This window comes from Vibrio rotiferianus (assembly GCF_002214395.1).
Classification (GTDB): domain Bacteria; phylum Pseudomonadota; class Gammaproteobacteria; order Enterobacterales; family Vibrionaceae; genus Vibrio; species Vibrio rotiferianus.
The window spans coordinates 565398-583520 of record NZ_CP018312.1 but is presented as its reverse complement, the minus strand read 5'-3'; the positions used below and the strand labels follow the sequence as shown (position 1 = coordinate 583520).

Annotated in this window: 15 protein-coding genes, 1 pseudogene and 1 riboswitch; of the genes and pseudogenes, 12 read left to right on the top strand and 4 right to left on the bottom strand. The window is 45.7% G+C overall.

The window, feature by feature from the left end:
• Positions 1-239 precede the first annotated feature (239 nt).
• Positions 240-2057, top strand: coding sequence for a DUF3413 domain-containing protein (locus BSZ04_RS11750; protein ID WP_088881589.1), 1818 nt, complete (start codon positions 240-242; stop codon positions 2055-2057).
• Between the two features lie 63 nt (positions 2058-2120).
• Here the strand turns inward: BSZ04_RS11750 and BSZ04_RS11745 are convergent, their stop codons facing one another.
• Complete coding sequence (locus tag BSZ04_RS11745; RefSeq protein ID WP_088880449.1) at positions 2121-3095, bottom strand: TDT family transporter; 975 nt, start codon at positions 3093-3095, stop codon at positions 2121-2123.
• A gap of 112 nt (positions 3096-3207) precedes the next feature.
• Here BSZ04_RS11745 and BSZ04_RS11740 point away from each other — a divergent pair, with 112 nt between their 5' ends.
• From BSZ04_RS11740 to BSZ04_RS11715, 6 genes are all read left to right on the top strand, one after another.
• Positions 3208-4125, top strand: a complete 918-nt coding sequence (locus tag BSZ04_RS11740; RefSeq protein WP_088880448.1) for a LysR substrate-binding domain-containing protein — start codon at positions 3208-3210, stop codon at positions 4123-4125.
• A gap of 147 nt (positions 4126-4272) precedes the next feature.
• Positions 4273-4572: a YebG family protein gene (locus tag BSZ04_RS11735; protein WP_005380208.1), complete on the top strand. Its 300-nt coding sequence runs from the start codon at positions 4273-4275 to the stop codon at positions 4570-4572.
• A 156-nt stretch (positions 4573-4728) separates the two neighbouring features.
• Positions 4729-4804, top strand: a riboswitch (Fluoride riboswitch).
• 260 nt (positions 4805-5064) lie between these two features.
• Positions 5065-5757 (top strand): iron-sulfur cluster assembly scaffold protein, encoded by a 693-nt coding sequence (locus tag BSZ04_RS11730; RefSeq protein ID WP_005427365.1) that lies wholly within the window; start codon positions 5065-5067, stop codon positions 5755-5757.
• Positions 5758-5780: 23 nt separating this feature from the next.
• Positions 5781-6764, top strand: a complete 984-nt coding sequence (locus BSZ04_RS11725) for a GGGtGRT protein (RefSeq protein ID WP_005427312.1) — start codon at positions 5781-5783, stop codon at positions 6762-6764.
• A gap of 311 nt (positions 6765-7075) precedes the next feature.
• Positions 7076-7336 (top strand): type II toxin-antitoxin system Phd/YefM family antitoxin, encoded by a 261-nt coding sequence (locus BSZ04_RS11720; RefSeq protein WP_045394064.1) that lies wholly within the window; start codon positions 7076-7078, stop codon positions 7334-7336.
• On the top strand, positions 7336-7638 hold the full coding sequence (locus tag BSZ04_RS11715; RefSeq protein ID WP_088880447.1) for a type II toxin-antitoxin system RelE/ParE family toxin: 303 nt from the start codon (positions 7336-7338) through the stop codon (positions 7636-7638). Before BSZ04_RS11720 ends, BSZ04_RS11715 begins: the two co-directional genes overlap by 1 nt.
• Here the strand turns inward: BSZ04_RS11715 and BSZ04_RS25205 are convergent.
• A pseudogene (locus BSZ04_RS25205) lies at positions 7613-7819 on the bottom strand (recombinase family protein); the annotation flags it as partial. The gene BSZ04_RS11715 and the pseudogene BSZ04_RS25205 sit on opposite strands and share 26 nt — an antisense overlap.
• A gap of 238 nt (positions 7820-8057) precedes the next feature.
• On the opposite strand from BSZ04_RS25205, the gene dapD reads away from it, so the two are divergent.
• Complete coding sequence (dapD, locus tag BSZ04_RS11705) at positions 8058-9089, top strand: 2,3,4,5-tetrahydropyridine-2,6-dicarboxylate N-succinyltransferase (protein ID WP_005391708.1); 1032 nt, start codon at positions 8058-8060, stop codon at positions 9087-9089.
• Positions 9090-9512: 423 nt separating this feature from the next.
• Here dapD and glpQ read toward each other — a convergent pair whose 3' ends face one another.
• Both glpQ and glpT read right to left on the bottom strand, forming a co-directional pair.
• Positions 9513-10568 (bottom strand): glycerophosphodiester phosphodiesterase, encoded by a 1056-nt coding sequence (gene glpQ / locus BSZ04_RS11700; RefSeq protein ID WP_088880446.1) that lies wholly within the window; start codon positions 10566-10568, stop codon positions 9513-9515.
• 54 nt (positions 10569-10622) lie between these two features.
• Positions 10623-11990 carry a glycerol-3-phosphate transporter gene (glpT, locus tag BSZ04_RS11695; protein ID WP_088880445.1) on the bottom strand — a complete coding sequence of 456 codons (1368 nt, stop codon included), beginning with the start codon at positions 11988-11990 and terminating at the stop codon, positions 10623-10625.
• A gap of 870 nt (positions 11991-12860) precedes the next feature.
• Here glpT and BSZ04_RS11685 point away from each other — a divergent pair.
• From BSZ04_RS11685 to glpD, 4 genes are all read left to right on the top strand, one after another.
• Positions 12861-13715, top strand: a complete 855-nt coding sequence (locus BSZ04_RS11685) for an MIP/aquaporin family protein (RefSeq protein ID WP_010449920.1) — start codon at positions 12861-12863, stop codon at positions 13713-13715.
• A gap of 58 nt (positions 13716-13773) precedes the next feature.
• The gene (gene glpK / locus BSZ04_RS11680; protein ID WP_038885178.1) at positions 13774-15291 is read left to right on the top strand and encodes a glycerol kinase GlpK; all 1518 of its coding nucleotides are present in this window, start codon (positions 13774-13776) and stop codon (positions 15289-15291) included.
• Between the two features lie 189 nt (positions 15292-15480).
• Positions 15481-16272 (top strand): DeoR/GlpR family transcriptional regulator, encoded by a 792-nt coding sequence (locus BSZ04_RS11675; protein ID WP_071235359.1) that lies wholly within the window; start codon positions 15481-15483, stop codon positions 16270-16272.
• Positions 16273-16450: 178 nt separating this feature from the next.
• On the top strand, positions 16451-18010 hold the full coding sequence (glpD, locus tag BSZ04_RS11670) for a glycerol-3-phosphate dehydrogenase (RefSeq protein WP_088881588.1): 1560 nt from the start codon (positions 16451-16453) through the stop codon (positions 18008-18010).
• Positions 18011-18123: the final 113 nt, after the last annotated feature.

Below are 18123 nucleotides of genomic sequence, written 5' to 3'. Positions count from 1 at the left end.
ATAACCAGCAACTAACATTTGTAAGCGACACCTTACATGCAAATACAAAGCGTGACATTAGTCACAAGTATTTCATGATAAAAAACACTGTTTTATAATCATCACAAATTTCTATAACAATCCCCATCATATTGAACATCGGTATGAAGCTCACAAAGGAAGGCAAAATCGCTTCTCTTTCCGGCAGCTCTCCACTTCACATTCAATTAAATGGGCGAAAAATACTGGAATATCAAAGTATGTTGCGCAAACTTTCATCTAATAGCGCTTGGTTGATGGCATTTTTTGCTTGCTTTGCTCTATATCTATCGATCGCTTGTTACCCGTTTTTGTTGTCAAATAGCCAAGCAGAACCGCTCACATTTCTACAAGAATACTACTTAATCGCCACACAGCTAGGCTGGTTGGGTTTGATTGCTCTGCCGCTGATGCTGGGTTGTTTATTGCTGTCCTTTTTGCCGACACGCATGTTCAAAGCCGTTGTGATTGCGGTGGCAATCGCACTCTTGATCATGTTGAAAGTCGATATCCTCGTTTTCCAGCAATATAAACTGCACATCAATGGCCTACTGATCCGCATGTTCTTTGAAGGTGGTCGTGACGTATTTGAAATCTCTTGGATGAGTTGGCTGATCTTCATTAGCGATATTGCATTACTGGCAATCGGCCTCGCATTTACCGTTTGGCTAAGTAATAAGATGGCACATAGTCGCGCTAAGTTTGTGCTAATAAGTGTGTGGTTTGGCTTGTTACTTAGCACTCAGGCAATCCACGCATACAAAAATGCGCTCTACGATAACGAAGTCAGCCAGTTTTCGAATAACTGGCCTCTTTACTATCCATTGACGGCACGCAAATTCATCTACAGCCACAACTTAGTAGACGAAAACACGGCATCACATAACCGCGTTGAACTGAAGAACGTTGAAAGTGGTTCGCTTAACTACCCGCTGACACCCATTAATGTCGAGCGCAGAGACACACAACCGAACGTCCTATTCATTCTAGTTGATGCATGGCGCTACAGCGATGCAACGCCAGAAATCATGCCTAATGTCAGCAAATTCACCGAGAAAACGGTCAATTTCACTCAACATATGAGCGGTGGTAACTCGACTCAAGCAGGTATTTTTAGCCTATTTTACAGCTTGCCAGCGACTTACTGGGATAGCTTTTATGCCAGCCAGCGCTCCCCTATATTCCTCGATACTCTGCAAAATCAAGGCTATCGAATGGGCATCTTTGGTTCAGCGCCATTAACTAGCCCACCTTTGTCACGTACCGTTTTTAAAAAGGTGAAAGACCTCACCCTAAAGCAAACGGGTGAAACACAAGTCGAGCGTGATCAGCAAATCACGGAAGAGTTTATCCAGTTCCAGCAACAGGAAAGCGATAAACCGTACTTTGGCTTCTTGTTCTATGATTCAGCCCATGGCACAAGCTTTCCTGAACCAGAATTTGCTAAGTTCAAACCTTACTGGGAGCGCGTCGACCATATTCTTCTTAATAACGATTTCGATGCATCGCTTTACCACAACCGCTATAAGAACTCGTTGTACTTCATCGACAGTCTGATTGCGAACGTACTAAAGAATATAGATCTGGAGAACACCATTGTCGTGATCACTTCAGACCATGGCGAAGAGTTTAACGACCATAAAAAGAATTACTGGGGTCATACTGGCAACTACAGTGATACGCAAGTTCATGTGCCTTTATATGTGTTTCTGCCAAACCATCAACCAGAGCAAATTCAATACCGAACCACACACTTTGATATCGTTCCAACTTTGATGAACAGCCTATTTAATGTGAAAGGTGCTACTGGTTCATACAGCGTTGGACACGATCTATTTGATAGCCATATATCTCGTGATTGGTACATCGCAGGTAGCTACTACAACTACGCTTTGGTGGGGAAAGAGACCATGTTAGTCGTGAACCCTGGCGGACAATCCCAACAGCTTGATAAACGCCTCAACGTTGATAGGAAGCATCAGGTGCCCGTTAGCGTAATCCAGAATTCGTTGAATGAGATGTCTCGTTTCTATAACTAAGGATAAGAAAAAGCCTCTTGGCGAGAGAGACCAAGAGGCTTTTTTTACTTATGCATATTTTATTTATGCATGATGTGCTGCCACTAAGCGTGGTTGAATCAGCAAATTATTAATGTATTGCAATGCTACGTAAGTCACTACGATTGTCGCCACTATCAACTCAATGCCAGCTAGACCACGAACTTGTTGTACATAGTGTGCAGCTAGACCATTTGCTTCCATCCAATTTGCAGTTTTGAATAGAGCTGTCGCACCAATCACCATTGGGAAGGTAAACGCTGCATAGCCTGGACTAAATGGCAGTCTTAGCAGTTTAAAGAAGGCTAAGTAGATGATAGCTGTCATCAATACTGCGATACCAAATAATAGAGCAATAATCACTGGTGAAGGCGTTGCGGTTACGGTTAGATAACCAGCCAGCGATAGGCTTGCTGGAGCAGCCAAGATTGCCATGGTTGGTTTTGCTGCATCTGGGATTTCATGGGTGAACATGAAACGGTAGATCATAATTGGTAACATCACGGCATACGCAACCATACCGAATACCAAAGCACCATGCGCAATTGGCGCAAGCACTGGATTACCTGAGAAAGACACGTCTGCAACAATAATACCCACTGGTGGTACGAACCAGCTTGGCACCATGTGGTGCAGTTCGAAGTCTTTCGCGCGGTGATACAAGAAGCTCACTAGGAACACGATATGTAGAGCTACCGCCACTAACCAAAGCACGTCACCTGCAACGGGGAAAAAGTGCCCTAGAGAATTTGAAACCACCATGGTTCCCATCGCGAAAGTCGGAACGACACTACCCACCACAGGGTGCGCAAGATCTTGTCTCAACAAATGATTGTGAAAAAGAAATTTAGTCGCCAAGATTGCTAGCAGTACGCTTGCAATACCTGCGCTAATCCACTGTCCATAGCCATGTAATTCGGCGAAGTTTTCCCAACTCCAACCTAAGCTCGCAATACCAAGAGCCAGACCCGCCATTGGGGTTGGTGCTCCCATTACTTTTGCTTTTGTTCTTTGAATCATTACGACCTCAAAATCTAGGCTAACTTTCTATGGGGTGTATATTACTCTTGCACTTCGTTCCAATATATCTAATTATTTAAAACTAACGTTCAGATAAACTTAACGGAATGTCATGCCTAGTCATATCTCTCTCAAACAACTGAAAGTTTTTACTACAATCACTCAGCACAAAACGCTGACAGCAGCTTCAGAAAGTCTGTTTCTTTCTAAAGCTGCCGTGAGCATGGCGCTGTCTGAGCTAGAGAAACAAATTGGTCATCACCTATTTGATCGAGTGAACAACCGTTTGATTCTCAACCAAGAAGGACAAAAACTTCTGCCCCTCGCGGATGAACTCCTCAACCGAGCTCGGGATATTGAGAGTGTGTTCGATGGCGATCAAACCCTATCGGGGCTTTTACGTATCGGTGCCAGTGACACCATTGGCAACCAAGTCGCGCCTTATCTGCTAAGTGATTTCCGTCAGGATACCAATCATCAGTCACAGAGTTTGTTCATCTCTAACTCAGCGCAGATTTGCGACATGTTGATCGCCTACGAGCTCGATATCGCACTCATTGAGGGCAAGACCATACACCCAGAGCTGGAGTCAACGCAATTCAGTGAAGATGAAATGTGTGTGATTTGTCCACCGGATTACCCTAACTTCGATGAGGGGCCAATCAGCCTCAACGAACTTGAAGACACCGAATGGATCTTGCGTGAGGCTGGCTCTGGTTCGAGAGAGTTTTTTATGCGTGTCATTGCGCCACGTTTAGAGCACTGGCATGAGGCCTTCCAACTAAACACTACCGAAGCACTGATTAACTCTGTGTCTGCGGGGCTTGGCTTAGGTTGTTTATCACGCCTATCCGCCGAGCCTGCGATTCGAGATGGTCGTGTGAAAATGCTCAACATGCCGCTGGATATGAAGCGTCGCTTCTGGCTGCTACTCCACAAAGAGAAGTATCAAAACCCGCTATTGCGCACGTTTATTGAGTTCTGCCAAGATTGGGAACGCCCAGAGAACCCACACCTTAAAGATGGCTAGTTCACGGGAGATAGTTCAAGGCAGATAGTTCAAATGCTAGTCACTTAGTTGTACACGGCTCTCATTCTTAGGCTTGTCGCTAGACTTAACTGGTCAAAAACTGTATAAAAAGCCAGTATAAATTAATCAAGTTAGAGGACCAACACCATGGCTGTAATCGTCAAGTACGTGGTAGAACGCAATGGAGAAGAGAAAATGACTTTTACCTCTAAAGCGGAAGCTGACGCATACGACAAAATGCTGGATATGGCGGACGAGTTATTCTCACTGCTAGGTAAAAGTGAACTTCTAGAAGACGAAGGCAAGCAAGAAGATCTTGCAATGTTCCTTGCGCAAAACAAAGAAGAAGTGCTTTACGCTCTGGGTGCAAAACGTAAACCTGCACCAAAAAAAGCAAAGAAGCTTGAAGCTGTTGAAGAAGATAGCGAGCAAGAAGACGCTGCATAAGCCTCTAATTTGTTTCGAGAAAACGTCGTATTATGCGGCGTTTTTTTATGCCATTCATTTATCGCCATATATCTCTAGCAATATAAAGAACCGATTTAATATCCCAAATTACTCTAAATTTCATGTTGCAGATTAGTGTGACTTAGATCTAATCTAATTGCACACGGTGATGGGGTGCCACCGGAATCGAAAGATTCGAACCGCTTTTGCAGCTGATGACTCCTACAGAAACGAGAACAGGTCAGCCCTGTTGGAAATGCTTTTGCCTCCAGCGTAAAAGTAAGAGTTCTGTAGTGAGCAATTCAACTCTCCTCCAACCCCGCACCTGTTTTCTCAAAAATTAAAAAGATATCCAAAATAGTTGTTAACTCAACAAGGCGACAAACGCATGAGCCTCCTGAACATAGTTTTTCTATTTGATGGAGCGAATAAGAGCAGTCAACGCCGTTGAGTCTGACCAATATGCTGGATATCGTACACTGGGAAAACATTATGCAATACTCACACGAAATCCAATCAATGTGCCCGATTCAACGCGGCGATCTTCATGCATCTGCACCGATCCCTGTTGAAGGCGCAATGATCAATCCAAAAGACGTTATCGCGATTTCTGGTCTTAGCCACGGCGTTGGTGCTTGTGCTCCTCAACAAGGTGCAGCAAAACTGACTCTTAACGTCAAAAACGGCATCATCGAAGAAGCTTTGATCGAAACGATCGGCTGTTCAGGCATGACTCAATCAGCCGCGATGGCCGCAGAAATCCTAACTGGCAAAACCATTCTTGAAGCACTGAATACCGACTTGGTATGTGATGCTATCAACGTCGCGATGCGCGAAATCTTCCTTCAATTTGTTTACGGTCGTACTCAATCTGCTTTCTCTGAAGGCGGCTTGGAAATTGGTGCGGCACTGGAAGACCTTGGTCAAACTCAACGTAGCCAAGTGGGTACTAGCTACTCAACCAAAGCAAAAGGCGTGCGTTACATGGAGCTGGCTGAAGGCTACGTAACAAAACTCGCGCTAGACGAAAACAAAGAAGTGATTGGTTACCAATATCTCAACCTCGGCAAGATGATGAAAGCCATCAACGAAGGCGTACCTGCTGCAGAAGCGGCAGACAAAGCAACGGGGACTTACGGTCGTTTTGACGAAGCCGTAACCACCATCAACCCACGCCAACAATAATTGCCACCAAGAGGAAAGAGATTATGAACACTCCAATTACTGAATCTGTACGTCGCACATTAGACGAAATGCAACTCTCTTCTCTGGAAGAGGCTTACCAATACTGTATGGATCGTGGTATCGACCCAAAAGCATTGGTGATGGACACTCAACCTATCGCGTTTGAAAGCGCTGCCGATGCCTACACACTGGGCACTGCTTTGGCGATTTTCCGCGGAGCAAAAACAGCAGAAGAAGCGGCAAACATCATCGGTGAAGGTCTTCAGGCGTGCACTAAACCCGGCAGCGTGGCAGAGCAACGCCAAGTGGGTATCGGTCACGGTGCATTGGCGGCTCGTCTATTGAATGAAGAAAGTGGCTGTTTCGCTTTCCTTGCGGGCCATGAGTCATTCGCAGCGGCAGAGGGCGCAATCAAAATCGCACTGAACGTGAACAAATCACGCAAAAATCCGTTGAAAGTGATCCTAAATGGTTTGGGTAAAGACGCCGCTTACCTAATCTCACGTATCAATGGTTTCACTTACGTACGTACTCAATACAACTACCAAACTGGTGAGTTAGTGGAAGTAGAACGTCGCCGTTTCTCGCAAGGTCCACGTGGTGAGATCCTTTGCTACGGCGCAGACGATGTACGTGAAGGCGTGGCTATCATGCATAAAGAGCAAGTAGACGTGAGCATCACAGGTAACTCAACCAACCCGACTCGCTTCCAACACCCTGTAGCAGGCATCTACAAAGCGGAACGTAACCGTGAAGGCATGCCTTACTTCTCTGTGGCATCAGGTGGTGGTACTGGTCGTACTCTACACCCAGATAATGTGGCGGCAGGTCCTGCATCTTACGGCATGACCGATACTATGGGTCGCATGCACGCCGATGCGCAATTCGCGGGTAGCTCTTCAGTACCAGCACACGTCGCGATGATGGGCTTCATCGGTATGGGCAACAATCCAATGGTAGGTGCAACGGTTGCACTTGCAGTAGAGGTCGGTGAGCTAAGCCTCTAAGTCGATTTATCGCTTTACTATCCAAAGCCAGTAAATCCAACAAACCCAGTGTAGGGGGAGTGACTTCGGTCCTCCCCTTATTTCTTCCTCCAACATTGACCAATCCTGCTTCTGTTCAAAATCCATGTATCTCACTGGTATGCTGACAGCATCGAGTGAAGATTCTGGCAGTACTCAGATAAGTTGCGGGATTATCTCTCCAACCAGAGCCTTGACCGTTACACCTTTTTGAACAGTGCTCCACTTCATTCGCTTCAAACAATTCGTATGAATCGAACGATTCGTTTATAATGTAGAAAAAGGAGCACACTATGCAATCGTTAACAGCAAATACCGCAAAAACCAAATTTGGTGACTTACTGATGAAAGTTCAGCGAGAGCCAGTTCAAATCAGCAAAAATGGTTCACCTGTGGCAGTTGTCATGTCATGTAAAGAATACGAGGAGCTTGAAGCCTTAAAGATGGCGATGGTGAAATCACGTTTTGAACAAGCGGAACGAGACATCGTGAATGGAGATTTGGTGGATGGCGAACGCTTCATGAGCGAATTAGATTCAGGCAAGTTTGACTAATGACACAATACAAACTTTCTCCCGCAGCCCAAACGGACCTAATCGACATTCGCCGTTATACGCTTGAAAATTGGGGAGACGCACAGTGGACCAATTATTTTGGAGAGCTCAAACAAGCAATGACGTTGTTAGCTAGCAATGAGTTGATTGGGATTGATATGCCGGAGCTAGGAACCGGTTACTGCCGCTTTCCGTTAAAGCATCATGTGATTTATTACATAAGAAAACCTGACCACATTGTTATTGCTGCAGTCTTAGGGCGTAACATGTCACCAGCTAAGCACTTTCAGCGACAATTGTAGCCCTTAAGCCTTTGCGCTTAATGTAATTTCGTAATGTACTTGGGGCTTCATCAATAAGCTTTGCAGTAGGGCGAATCCCAAGTCCCATGCTTAGGTATTTTTCAATTTGATCCCTTTTGGGGTCGAGCTTGAGCTTTTCCGCTTATGCTTTTGGTCGACCTAAGATAACACCGTTTTTTTTGCTACGATAATCCCCAGCCCCTCGCCCCAACTCAACCTACACTCAATCAAAGCTGGCTTTTGCGACACATTTCTCATCAGACAAACATATCTCCAAAAAGACAAAAGGTATCCATCTACAGACTTTCTCCATTTCCCCTCTTTAAACTCCCCAACACTCTCTTTATGATGACTGACAACTTAATTATTTCTTGTCAGTGAACAGACGAGACACAAGACTCAACACATGGAGATCAACTATGGCTTTCTTCTCTCTAGCCTTTGGTACGGCAACTAAAAACCGCGACGGCAAAATCATCGAAGCGTTTTTCCCAAACCCAGTTCTTAACCCAAGCGAAGCGCTTGTTAACGCACTAGCAGCAGTAGCAGGTTACGAACAAGGCAACCAAGCTATCGAGATCTCTGCAGCACAAAGCGCAGAACTGGCAGCTGCATTTGAAGCAAACGGCGATGCTGCAAACGCATCTTTCGCAGCAAAAGCAGCAGAATCAGCACAACCACTTGTACTGGTTATCCTTGCAACTGACGAGCAGCCACAAAGCGTTGCTGAAGGTTTCCTAAAACTTCAACTTATCTCTAACCGCCTAGTTCAACCACACGGCACGGTACTAGACGGTATCTTCGGTCTACTACACAACATCGCATGGACTAACGAAGGTCCAATCGACCTACCTGAACTGGCAGAGCGTCAAATCGAAGCTCGCCTAGCGGGTCGTGCACTAAGCGTAGATTGCGTAGACAAGTTCCCTAAAATGGTGGACTACGTGGTACCAACTGGCGTTCGTATCGCTGACACTTCTCGCGTACGTCTTGGCGCACACGTTGGCGAAGGCACAACGGTAATGCACGAAGGCTTCATCAACTTCAACGCGGGTACAACCGGCGTGAGCATGGTTGAAGGTCGTATCTCTGCTGGCGTAGTGGTTGGTAACGGCTCTGACATCGGCGGCGGCGCATCTATAATGGGTACGCTATCTGGCGGCGGTAAAGTTGTGGTTTCTATCGGTGAAAACTCTCTACTAGGCGCGAACGCAGGTCTTGGCTTCCCAATGGGTGACCGTTGTACTATCGAATCAGGTCTATACGTAACCGCTGGTTCTAAAGTACGCATGCTAGATTCTGCAGGCCAAGAAGTAGAAGTAGTGAAAGCACGCGATCTTGCTGGTGTTTCTGACCTACTGTTCCGTCGTAACTCTGTAACAGGTCAAATCGAGTGTCTTGCAAACAAGAGCGCGGTTGAACTGAACAGCGAACTGCATAAAAACAACTAATAAGAATACCCAAATAACCTCGAGATGCTTGATTCAGCGAGGCTGACTTGGCTTGCAGGCGCGGCAACGAGTTGAAGATCTAGTCAATCTAAATCAAAGCTCGTTAACAAAGCATGAAAGCCAAGACAACTCGCCCTTTGGGAGCGTGTCACTATCACGATTCCCACGTCAAATAACTTGAAAATAGCGAGCTATTTCACTTCGTCATTTTCCTTGAACTCGTATCAGTGACCACGCTCTGAACTGAGCATCTTGAAGTCATTTGGGTATTGCAGTGAATTAGCCCTACGAAAAATCCCCCAGCAGGAGACTGCTGGGGGATTTTTTATGCCCGATAAAGAGCACATTGTTACGACATGGCGTGTGACGTAATACTGAGTGATTCAAATACTCTGCTTTTAAGAGAATGTGGATTCCAGACGTTTACTTGTTTAGAAAGTTCACAGCTTTATCTGGGAAGTCAGTAAACAAACCATCCACTTTAACTTGATTGTAGAAGATATCCATCATGCCATCGAAGCTGTCTGTGTACGTTGGAATACGCCCAGGGTCCGCTCGGAAAGTGTAAGGGTGCACTTGCAAGCCTGCGTCTTTTGCCGCTTTCATCAAAGGTTTGATGATGATGTTATCCTTGGTTGATTTGTCATCCACCAACATTGGCTTCCAAGGCCCGATCCCTTCCGCATATTCCGCGACCTTCTTCATACCATTGGTTTCAAACATCCAGTCATAACTGTATGGTGTTGCCTTGTCGCCTTTGTACTCCATGGTCTCGTTCCAATCGGTGTAAGCCATGAGCTGAACGAGCTTTAAATCCATGTCCATCTCAGGCATGAGTTCACTGTTGATGCGCTGGAGTTCATTTGCATCGAAACACTGAAGGTATACTTTGTCGTCTTGCGAATCGTAACCGTACTGTTTTAAAACTTTAAGCACCGCTTTTGAGATGTCTTTACCTTCATGGCGATGGAACCACGGCGCTTTGATTTCCGGGTAAATACCGATGTCATAACCCAGCGTTTTGTTTAAGCCTTGGATCAGCTCAATCTCTTCAGCAAAAGTAGGTACGGTGAAGTCTGATTTCCACATTGGGAATCGTGTCGGATAGCCAGCAACCTTGTTACCTTTATCATCAATGTTAAAGCCTTCAGTGACTCGCAATGATTTGATTTCAGCCAACGTGAAATCAATCGCGTAGTAACGGCCATCTTTACGAGCACGGTCTGGGAATCGCTCTGCCACATCGGTCACGCGATCGAGATAGTGGTCATGCAGCACGACCAATTGATCGTCTTTAGTCATCACCACATCTTGCTCGATGTAATCTGGTTTCATCGCGTACGCCAACGCTTTTGCTTCTAAAGTATGTTCTGGTAGATAACCCGATGCGCCACGGTGCGCGATAACAAGCGGTTGTGCAATTGCTCCAGCGGAGATGCCCAGAGCGAGAACCGTCATGCAAACTGACGTTGTTTTCATTGTTATTTCCTTAACTTATTTGAAGGGGCAGTATTCCACTGCCTCTTTAAGGTTTTATGACGCCAAAGCTTCTTTCTCACGCGCTTTTTTTTCATGGTGAGCGCGCTCGCCAAGAAATGCGTAAGTCAAACAAACGATAGACGTGATACATGAACCCACGAGGATGATAAAACCGCCATCCCAGCCAAAGTGGTCTACCGTGTAGCCAAGAATCGCGTTTGCCGCTACCGCACCGCCCAAGTAACCAAATAGACCCGTTAGACCCGCAGCCGTACCCGCCGCTTTCTTAGGAGCAAGCTCTAGAGCATACAAACCAATCAACATTACCGGACCGTAAATCAAGAAGCCGATTGCAACCAAGGCCATCATATCGACTGCTGGGTTACCTGCTGGGTTGAACCAGTAAACCAGCACAGCTACGGTTACTAACGCCATAAATAGAATACCGGCAGGAGCACGACGACCTTTAAACAGCTTGTCTGAAATCCAACCACACAATAGCGTACCTGGGATGCCCGCCCACTCGTATAGGAAGTAAGCCCAAGAAGATTTATCAACCGAGAAGTCCTTCGCTTCTTTTAGGTACACCGGCGCCCAGTCCAGCACACCATAGCGGATCAGGTAAACAAACGCGTTCGCAATCGCGATTGACCACAACAACTTATTAGAAAAGACATACTTGAAGAAAATTTCCTTCGCCGTCATTTCTTTTTCGTGTGACTTGTCGTAATCGTCAGGGTAATCGTCTTTGTACTCTTCAATTGGCGGAAGACCACAAGACTGCGGTGTATCTCTTACGGTGAACCAAATAAAGACAGCTACGAGCGTGGCAAAAAATGCAGGTACATAGAAAGCGGTGCGCCAATCGTCGTTAAATGCCCAAAGGCCAAGAATAAATAGTGGACCAATCAAACCACCACCTACGTTATGCGCCACGTTCCAAACCGATACGATCTCGCCACGTTCTTTACGTGACCACCAGTGAACCATGGTTCGACCACAGGCAGGCCATCCCATACCTTGGAACCAACCGTTTAGGAACAATAGAATAAACATCGCGGTAATGCTGCCCGTAGCCCAAGGCATAAAACCGAAGCAGAACATCACAAGCGCTGACATTAATAGACCGCCACTTAAAAAGTAACGAGGGTTCGAGCGGTCAGAGACACTGCCCATTAAGAATTTTGATAAACCGTAAGCAATAGATACCGCAGCTAAAGCAACACCAAGATCACCACGACTGAACCCTTGCTCAATCAAGTAAGGCATCGCCAAACTAAAGTTTTTACGAACCAGATAGTAGCCGGCATAACCGACAAAGATGCCGATAAAGAGTTGCCAACGTAAGCGGGAATAAGTGCCATCGATCTTATCGGACGATAAGCGATCGATGTGCGCCTTGGGTTTGAATATTCCAAACATAGGAACCTCATTAATATAGTGAGCGATGGTAGGGAGCCTTAAGTCGCGAACGAGCAAAGCAAAGTTTCGTTCGAAAGTCTGTGCATTTTATGAAATACGATTTTTATTTCTGTGATAAATGTTGCATAGGAATTAAATTTCAGTAAATACAGTAGACTAGAAGCATTTAATTAGACAGCGCTTCCATTTCCCCCACATTCCGTTACTGTTCATATAGAGCATGAAGTGCGCAAACGAACAAAATCACTGCTATCTTAAGCAAACCAAGTGCTCAAATGACCACATAAATGGATAAAAGGTAGAGATGGAAGAGATTAAACACGTGATTTAAGTAATGAAAGCGTCAATATGGCGTGTTGCAACAATGTCACAACGTTAACAATTAGGACCGACATCAACCAACCACTCCCAAAGTGCATTCAAAGCGAATTTCCGAGTAAAAGACGGTTTATCAACCACGGATAAACGTCTTATCTCTTAGTGATGGCGCAGCTCTGGGCAACGAGTGAATGAATATCAGCAATCCCTTATCATCATTAGTGTTAGCTAGCTCTTTAGGGTTAGTTTTCGACCAATAATCTGAGCAATTTACCACCATTCACGAAGCAGCTTCACAAAACTCCTCTTACCAGTTTGTGCATTGATTTTCACATCGGTAGTTTTAGTCCATCAAAGCAAAATTGAAGACCATAATTCGTTTTATCGAGTTTCCTTTTTGAGCAAAAGATGCGTCAATTAACAAAAACGAAGAGTTTGATTAACAAATTTATGCTCAAACGCTCACTTTTGACGCTCGTTTGTTTTCGCAAACGTTTATATATGCACAATAGAACCGTGCTAGATAAGCATAAATATTAAAGGACTCTTAACATGACAACGAACAAACACCCCTCACTGCTCGGAGAATGTTTGGCCGAGTTTATCGGTACAGGATTACTTATCTTTTTTGGCGTAGGCTGTGTCGCAGCACTCGTTTTGACCGGGGCTCAATTTGGTCAATGGGAAATCAGTATTGTATGGGGCTTTGGTGTCGCCATTGCTATTTACTGTACTGCGGGCGTATCCGGAGCACACATCAACCCTGCCGTGACTATCGCGCTAGCGATGTTCCATGGATTTGATAAGGCGAAAGTTGTGCCTTATATCGTTGCGCAAATGCTAGGTGCATTTTGCTCTGCCGCTTTGGTTTACAGTTTGTACAGCAACCTTTTTACGGATTACGAAATCGCACACAACTTCGTTCGTAGCAGCCAAGACGCATTAGCAACGGCGGGCATTTTCTCGACTTACCCACACGCTTCTCTCTCTTTCTTTGGCGCTTTTGCTGTGGAATTCGTGATTACTGCAGTGCTGATGTTTGCCATTCTTGCTCTTGGTGATGAGAACAATGGCGCACCTCGCGGCGCGATGAACCCTCTACTGATCGGTATCCTCATTGCGGTTATCGGTGGTTCTTTAGGCCCACTGACTGGCTTTGCGATGAACCCTGCTCGTGACTTCGGCCCTAAGCTGTTTGCTTACTTTGCAGGCTGGGATTACGCATTGACTGGCGCGCGTGAAATCCCATACTTTATTGTTCCAATTCTTGCTCCTATCGCAGGTGCTTGCTTCGGTGGTTGGTTGTACCCGAAAGCGATTGCTGCGTATCTGCCACAACAAGGTCATGGCTGCACTATCCCTAACCAGTGCGAGACCGAAGAAGAAGCAGAACAAGCGCAAGCTTAACCCCTACCAATTCGAACATTTACTAAAATATAAATAACGAAACAAAAGGATTCTTACCATGACTGAGCAAAAATACATTGTTGCCCTAGACCAAGGCACGACAAGCTCTCGTGCTGTCATCCTGGATCATGACGCGAATATCGTAAGCGTCGCTCAGCGAGAATTTACTCAGATTTATCCAGAGGCTGGTTGGGTTGAGCATGACCCAATGGAAATCTGGGCAACTCAAAGCTCTACTTTGGTTGAAGCACTTGCGAAAACAGGTATCCGTAGCGACCAGCTTGCAGGTATCGGTATTACCAACCAACGTGAAACCACAATTGTATGGAACAAAGAAACGGGCAAACCGGTTTATAACGCGATCGTATGGCAATGTCGCCGTACTGCCGATATTTGTGAAGAATTAAAAGCACGCGGACTGGAAGATTACGTTCGTGACAACACTGGTCTGGTTCTAGACCCTTACTTCTCTGGCACAAAGGTGAAGTGGATTCTAGATAACGTTGAAGGTGCGCGTGAAGATGCTGAAGCAGGCAAACTGTTATTCGGTACCGTTGATACTTGGTTGGTTTGGAAGATGACACAAGGTCGTGTTCACGTAACGGATTACACTAACGCTTCGCGTACCATGCTGTTCAACATCAACGACCTATGCTGGGATCAGAAAATGCTGGATGAAATGGGTATCCCAGCGTCGATGATGCCTGAAGTAAAACGCTCATCAGAAATCTACGGCCAAACCAACATTGGTGGTAAAGGCGGTACTCGTATCCCAATCGCTGGTATTGCAGGTGACCAACAAGCAGCGCTTTACGGTCAGATGTGTGTAGAAGCAGGTCAAGCGAAGAACACCTACGGCACAGGTTGTTTCTTGTTGATGAACACGGGTAAAGAGAAAGTAACCTCGAAAAATGGTCTACTGACTACCCTAGCATGTGGTCCAAAAGGCGAGCCAGCTTACGCTCTTGAAGGTGCGGTATTCATGGGTGGCGCGTCAATTCAATGGCTACGTGATGAAATGAAGATCCTGGCTGGCGCTGAAGATTCAGAATACTTTGCAACCAAAGTGGATTCTTCCAACGGTGTGTACGTTGTTCCTGCATTTACTGGCTTAGGCGCACCATATTGGGATGCTTACGCTCGCGGTACGATTGTCGGTCTAACTCGTGGCGTAAACTCTAACCACATTATCCGTGCAACTTTGGAAGGCATCGCTTACCAAACTCGTGATGTGCTGGATGCGATGCAAGCAGACTCGGGCATTAAGCTCGCGAACCTGCGCGTTGATGGCGGCGCAGTAGCGAACAACTTCCTAATGCAGTTCCAGTCAGACGTACTCAACACCGAAGTTCACCGTCCTCAAGTAACTGAAGTGACTGCTTTGGGTGCAGCATACCTAGCTGGTCTAGCGGTTGGTTTCTGGAATAGCATTGATGAGCTGCAAGACAAAGCGGTGCTCGATCGCACATTCGAACCACACGATGATGAAGAAAAACGTAACCGTCGTTACAAAGGTTGGAAGCGCGCAGTTAAGTGTGCTCAAACCTGGTCTGAGCTTCACGACGAAGACGATTAATTTCTGATAAACGATTAGTTTCCTCCAGATTAATCATAAAGAGCGCCGAATTGGCGCTCTTTTTTGCGTTCGATCGCGGATTCCACACTCCCACAGCTTCTCACAATGCGCTAATTCGAGCACAATAGAGCAAGTTTCTATTTTCGATTTTGAAGCATTGGTCGTTGCCAGTGCACAAGGGAGTGCTAAGTGAAGCAAATACCAAGACACCAACAGATCGTTGATTTGGTGAAAAAACAAGGATATGTCAGCACGGATGAGCTGGTAGAAAAGTTTAATGTTAGTCCACAAACCATTCGTCGCGACCTAAATGACCTCGCGGATGAAAACAAAATTAGACGCTACCACGGTGGTGCAACCATTCCTCTTAGCTCAGAGAACACGTCGTACAACACGCGTAAAGCACTTAACTTCAATGAGAAGGATGTGATTGCGGAAGAGTTAGTAAAACATATTCCTGACGGCGCCACCTTGTTTATTGATATTGGCACTACACCAGAAGCCGTCGCTCGAGCGCTTAATAAAAACCACAAACAGCTTCGCGTGGTGACCAACAACATTAATGTTGCCACCATTCTTTTACCGAACCCAGAAATCAAGGTGATTTTAGCTGGCGGTGAAGTTCGTAATCGTGACGGCGGCATTGTCGGTGAAGCGACCCTCGATTTCGTCAAACAATTTCGCCTTGATTTTGGCATTTTGGGCATCAGTGGTATCGACTTTGACGGCTCACTATTGGACTTTGATTACCACGAAGTTCGAGTAAAACAAGCCATTATTGATAACAGTCGCAGTGTGTTCCTTGCGGTTGACCATTCGAAGTTTGGTCGCAATGCCATGGTAAAATTAGGCAATATCGCACAATTGAACATGGTGTTCACCAACAAACAACCACCAGAAGAGATTCTCGCTATTCTAAGAGAAGCCTCGGTTCCGCTCGAAGTAGTTGATACACAAATAGAAAGAGTAGAAGCCGAATAGCGTTTACACTCACTATTTACGCGCATAAATGACCTCTGTCTTAATTAGGCAGAGGTTTTTTTGTGCCCAAATCACACAAAACGCTCATAAACGAAAATAAATAATGACCACAAACGAAACCTAAGCTAGGATAAACTTATGTTCTAAAATGCTCGTTCGCTCACAAGAGGTCAAATTTATGAGTATTCAACAAAATGCTTCCACGACGAATTCATCCCCTACTCTAGATATGATCGTGATCGGTGGCGGCATTAACGGAGCCGGTATTGCTGCAGATGCTGCTGGCCGTGGTTTAAGCGTCGGTTTGTACGAAGCTAACGACTTCGCATCGGCAACCTCTTCTGCAAGTTCAAAACTGATCCATGGCGGATTACGTTACCTTGAACACTATGAATTTCGTTTGGTTTCGGAAGCGCTCGCTGAGCGTGAAGTGATCTTACGTAAAGCACCACACGTGGCTCTGCCAATGCGCTTCCGTTTACCTCATCGTCCATTTTTACGCCCAGCTTGGATGATCCGCTGTGGTTTGTTCCTTTACGATAATTTGGGTAGACGCACCACACTGCCAGGCAGCAAAACCGTCAACCTAGCAAAATCAGGCCTTTTAAAACCTGAAATGAAAACCGGTTTCGAATACTCAGATTGTTGGGTAGACGATGCGCGCTTAGTCTTACTTAACGTTCTGGCTGCAAAAGAGAATAACGCAGAAGTTCGCAACTACTGCCGCGTTGAAAAAGCGCACCGTGAAGGCGGCATTTGGCATGTCACTATTCATGACGTAACCACAGACCAACGTTTCGAACGTAAAGCGAAAGCTCTGGTTAACGCAGCTGGTCCATGGGTGAAACAGTTCTTTGATGAAGGATTAGAGCAAACCTCCCCTCGCAACATTCGTTTGATCAAAGGTTCGCACATCGTTGTTCCTCGTATCCACAACGAGCCGCAAGCCTACATCCTACAAAACAAAGATAACCGTATCGTATTTATGATCCCTTACTTAGATAAGTTCTCGATCATTGGTACAACCGATGTGGAATACAAAGGCGATCCGCGTGAAGTCGCGATCTCCGAAGATGAAGTCGATTACTTGATCGATATCGTTAACCAACACTTTGTCCACCAGCTAAGCCGCGAAGACGTGGTGTGGACATACAGTGGTGTACGTCCGTTGTGTGATGATGAGTCTGACTCACCGCAAGCGATCACACGTGACTACACACTAGAACTGGACGCTGAATACGACCACGCACCTTTGCTTTCAGTGTTCGGCGGCAAGCTCACGACATACCGTAAGCTTGGTGAAGCGGCAATGAAGAAACTTGCCCCGTTCCTACCTGAAATGGGTAAAGACTGGACGGCAAACCAAACCCTTCCTGGCGGTAACTTCAGTTGCAGCCGCGAGCAACTGGCGAAGATGATTCATGCGAAATACTCGTGGGCATCAGAAGCGATGTTGCTGCGCTATGTGACTCAGTTTGGTACACAAACTTGGGATTTGATGGAAGGCACTAACAACGTAGAAGATCTTGGCCACTGCTTCTCAGAGCAAGCAAGCGGCGTATATCAACGCGAAATTGATTACTTGATGAATCACGAAATGGCGCTAACCGATGAAGACATCTTATGGCGTCGTACAAAACTTGGTTTATACATGAACGAAGAGGAGAAAATCGTACTGGCAGAATATCTAAAAGAGAAGCTGCAACAAAAAGTCGTTAGCCTCTCACAAGTAAGTTAAATTGGACTCTCCTAATACAAAGCCTGCACCTCGCAGGCTTTTTCTATTGTGAGCAACTAGATTCAAGTTATTGATTGAAAAACAAATATGATTGGTAAAAAGTTTTTTATCGT